Raw genomic sequence first — 3161 nt, 5'->3', positions numbered from 1 at the left:
GTTCGGCCGCGCGACCGAGGCCGAGCAGGACTTCGTCCGCCGCCTCGTGGTCGGCGAGCTGCGCCAGGGCGCGCTCGACTCGCTGCTGCTCGACGCGATCGCGGCCGCGGCCGACGTCCCCCTGCCGGACGTGCGGCGCGCCGCGATGTTCAGCGCCCTCACCGGGCCGATCGCCCGCGCCGCGCTCGACGGCGGCGCCCCCGCCCTGCAGGCGTTCCGCCTCGAGCCCGGCCGCCCGGTGCGGCCGATGCTCGCGGCGTCCGCGCCCGACGTCGCCGCCGCCCTGGAGCGCTTCGAGGGCGCCGCCGTCGCCGCCGACACCAAGCTCGACGGCATCCGCGTGCAGGTGCACCGCCGCGGGGACGACGTCGTCGTGTTCACCCGGTCGCTCGACGACGTCACGGAGCGCCTGCCCGAGGTCGTGGCGGTCGCGCGGTCGCTCGACGTGCGGACCGTGGTGCTCGACGGCGAGGCCATCGCCCTCGACGACGCCGGCCGGCCGCGCCCGTTCCAGGAGACCGCGGCCCGCACCGGCAGCCACGACGCCGAGGCCGGCAGCGCCGCCGTGCCGCTCAGCGTGCGCTTCTTCGACGTGCTGCACCACGACGGCACCGACCTCATCGACGCGCCCGCCGCCGAACGGCTCGCCGTCCTCGAGCGGGTCCTTCCGCCCGAGGTGGTGGTGCCGCGCCTGGTGTCCGCCGACGTCGGCGAGGTCGAACGGTTCTTCGCCGACACCGTCGCCGACGGCCAGGAGGGCCTCGTCCTCAAGGACCTCGGCGCCCCCTACGCGGCGGGGCGCCGCGGCGCCGGCTGGGTCAAGGTCAAGCCGCGGCACACCCTCGACCTCGTCGTGCTCGCCGTCGAGTGGGGCTCCGGCCGCCGGAAGGGCTGGCTGTCGAACATCCACCTCGGCGCCCGCGACCCCGCCACCGGCGGCTTCGTCATGCTCGGCAAGACCTTCAAGGGCATGACCGACCAGATGCTCGCCTGGCAGACGGAGCGGTTCACCGAGCTCGCGACGTCTCCCGCCGACGGGTCGGAGTACGTCGTGCAGGTGCGGCCCGAGCAGGTGGTGGAGATCGCCTTCGACGGCGTCCAGCGCTCCACCCGCTACCCCGGCGGCATGGCCCTGCGGTTCGCGCGCGTCGTCCGCTACCGGGCCGACAAGACCGCCGCCGAGGCGGACACCATCGACGGACTGAAGACCTCCCTGGGCGGGGAGCGCTGAACGGCACATCCGCCCTGCGTTGCGGGCTGGTCCGGTGCGGGCCCGGGGAATCAGCTAGCGGCGGCGAGGAACGTCTCGACCGCGCCGCGCGACCGCAGGTGGTGGAAGTCCAGGTGTGCGTGGGTGGGGTCGGCCATTGCCGTGCAGTACAGCTCGGGGTAGCGCCCTACCTGGTCCCACGACCGGCGCACGATGCCGTCCTTGCGCCAGGGCGCGAGGACGTCGCGCCACCGCTGGCGGTTGCCGGTGCTCGGCCAGAGCTCCGTGCGGTCCACGGCGCGGGCCAGCGTGCGCCCGTACACCTGGGCAATGACGACCTGCTTCGGCGGGTCGAGCCAGACGACGGCGTCGGCCCGCGCCCAGATCTCGGGTTGCAGGGCAGTGGTGTAATTGCCGTCGATCACCCACGCGTCTCCGGCGATCTCGCGCCGGGCGTCCGCCAGCAATTGCTCGTGCGGGCGGGGCGTCCAGTCCGGGCCCCAGAACAGCGCGTCCAGCTCCACGCGCCGCACGCCGAGCCGTGCTGCCAGCTCCCGGGAGACGGTGGACTTACCCGACCCCACCGCCCCGACCACCGACACCCTGCGCACCCGCAGAAATCTAACAGGGGCAACGGGTTGTCGAGCGAGGAGAACACCGGGATGCGCAGCAGTGGCCCACACGGGGCCTGGGCGAGGCAGTCGGACCCGCTATAGCTGCCCGCGCTGATGGCTTCGTCAGGTGTCAGAAGTCGGCCGGGGTGACACCGAGCTCGGCCCGCATGGCTTCGCTCTCCACCTCGGGCAGCCACGTCACGGTGTACCTACCGCGGTGCGGACCGTCGTCCTCGACGTACTCGCCCGCACGGATCGACGCGACGACGCTCCACGGCGGGTAGTCCTCGACCCGCTCCCGCTCCCCGTCCGCCCACACCACCACGAGCCAGACCTGCTGCTGCACCGTCAGCGGGCGGCCCGGGGACCAGAAGGTGCCCAGCATCGTCGCGACGTGGCCGGCGACCTCGCCGTCTCGCCGCAGGACGAGGCACCCGCCGTCGAAGACGTCGAGCGAGGGGTCATGCTCCCGCGTGAACACCAGCGCATCGTGCCACCTCTCCGCACGCACCATCGCCGCGCACCGGGACGACAAGACCGCCGCCGAGGCGGACACGGTGGACACCGTGCGCGCCTTGGCGGCGGTCGTCGGGAGATCGGCCGGCTGAGCCGGCGGTCGTCGGCGGGCGGGCGTCAGCTCGCGCGGCGCTGGCGGACCCAGATCAGCGCGCCCGCGCCCGCGCCGAGCAGCGCGACCGCGGCCATCGCGAAGCCGAGCACCTGTGCGCCCGTGACGGGCAGCGAGTCCGGGGCCGCGACGGCCGCCGACTGCTCCTGCGCGCTCCCGACCGTCCCGTCGCCCGTGCTCACCTCGTCCACGACGGTCGCCGCGTCCTCGTAGTCCGCGCCGCCCATGCCCGGGGTCGAGCCGTCGGTCGGCGCCGTGGGGAGCGCGGACGGCTCGTCCGACGGCGTGGGCTCGGCCAGGGTCTCGTCGACCGGCGTGCCGGGCTGCTCGGGCGTGCCCGGCTCCTCGGGGGCACCCGGGTTCTCCGGCTGCTCGGGCGTGCCCGGCTCCTCAGGGGTGCCCGGCTGCTCCGGCTGCTCCGGCGTGCCCGGCTCCTCAGGAGTGCCAGGGTTCTCCGGCGGTGTCGTCTCCTCGCCCGTGGGCGGGGTCGTCTCCCCGGACTTCGGCGCGTCCACGTACGCCACGGCGTAGTGGCTGATGCCGCGGCAGATGTTCTTCCCGCCCCGGTTCGTGGTCGGGTAGGCGATGACCAGCTCGGCGACCGGCGTGTCGAGGGTGACGATCTTCGGGCCCTCGCCCTGGTTCGCCGAGCCCGACTTGATGCAGTACGCCGAGATGAGCTTGCCCTCGGGGGCCACGAGCTTCACCG

Annotated in this window: 4 protein-coding genes and 1 pseudogene; 2 read left to right on the top strand and 3 right to left on the bottom strand. The window is 74.4% G+C overall.

Features of this window, described 5'->3' with window-relative positions; all coding sequences use genetic code 11:
• A partial coding sequence (locus tag ACFU5J_RS21930; protein ID WP_430580127.1) for an ATP-dependent DNA ligase occupies positions 1-1231 on the top strand: 1231 nt, incomplete at its 5' end.
• Between the two features lie 50 nt (positions 1232-1281).
• Here the strand turns inward: ACFU5J_RS21930 and ACFU5J_RS21925 are convergent.
• Together ACFU5J_RS21925 and ACFU5J_RS21920 are read right to left on the bottom strand one after the other, a co-directional pair.
• Positions 1282-1821, bottom strand: a complete 540-nt coding sequence (locus tag ACFU5J_RS21925; RefSeq protein ID WP_430580126.1) for a toxin — start codon at positions 1819-1821, stop codon at positions 1282-1284.
• A 133-nt stretch (positions 1822-1954) separates the two neighbouring features.
• Positions 1955-2305, bottom strand: a complete 351-nt coding sequence (locus ACFU5J_RS21920) for a hypothetical protein (RefSeq protein ID WP_430580125.1) — start codon at positions 2303-2305, stop codon at positions 1955-1957.
• Between ACFU5J_RS21920 and ACFU5J_RS21915 the strand changes: the two genes are divergently transcribed.
• Positions 2298-2432: a hypothetical protein gene (locus tag ACFU5J_RS21915; protein ID WP_430580124.1), complete on the top strand. Its 135-nt coding sequence runs from the start codon at positions 2298-2300 to the stop codon at positions 2430-2432. The genes ACFU5J_RS21920 and ACFU5J_RS21915 overlap by 8 nt on opposite strands.
• Before the next feature lie 25 nt (positions 2433-2457).
• Here ACFU5J_RS21915 and ACFU5J_RS21910 read toward each other — a convergent pair.
• A pseudogene (locus ACFU5J_RS21910) lies at positions 2458-3161 on the bottom strand (hypothetical protein); the annotation flags it as partial.

The organism is Isoptericola sp. NPDC057559 (assembly GCF_042801555.1).
Classification (GTDB): domain Bacteria; phylum Actinomycetota; class Actinomycetes; order Actinomycetales; family Cellulomonadaceae; genus Isoptericola.
The sequence above is the reverse complement of the archived record's forward strand: the minus strand, read 5'-3'. Positions and strand labels throughout refer to the sequence as shown.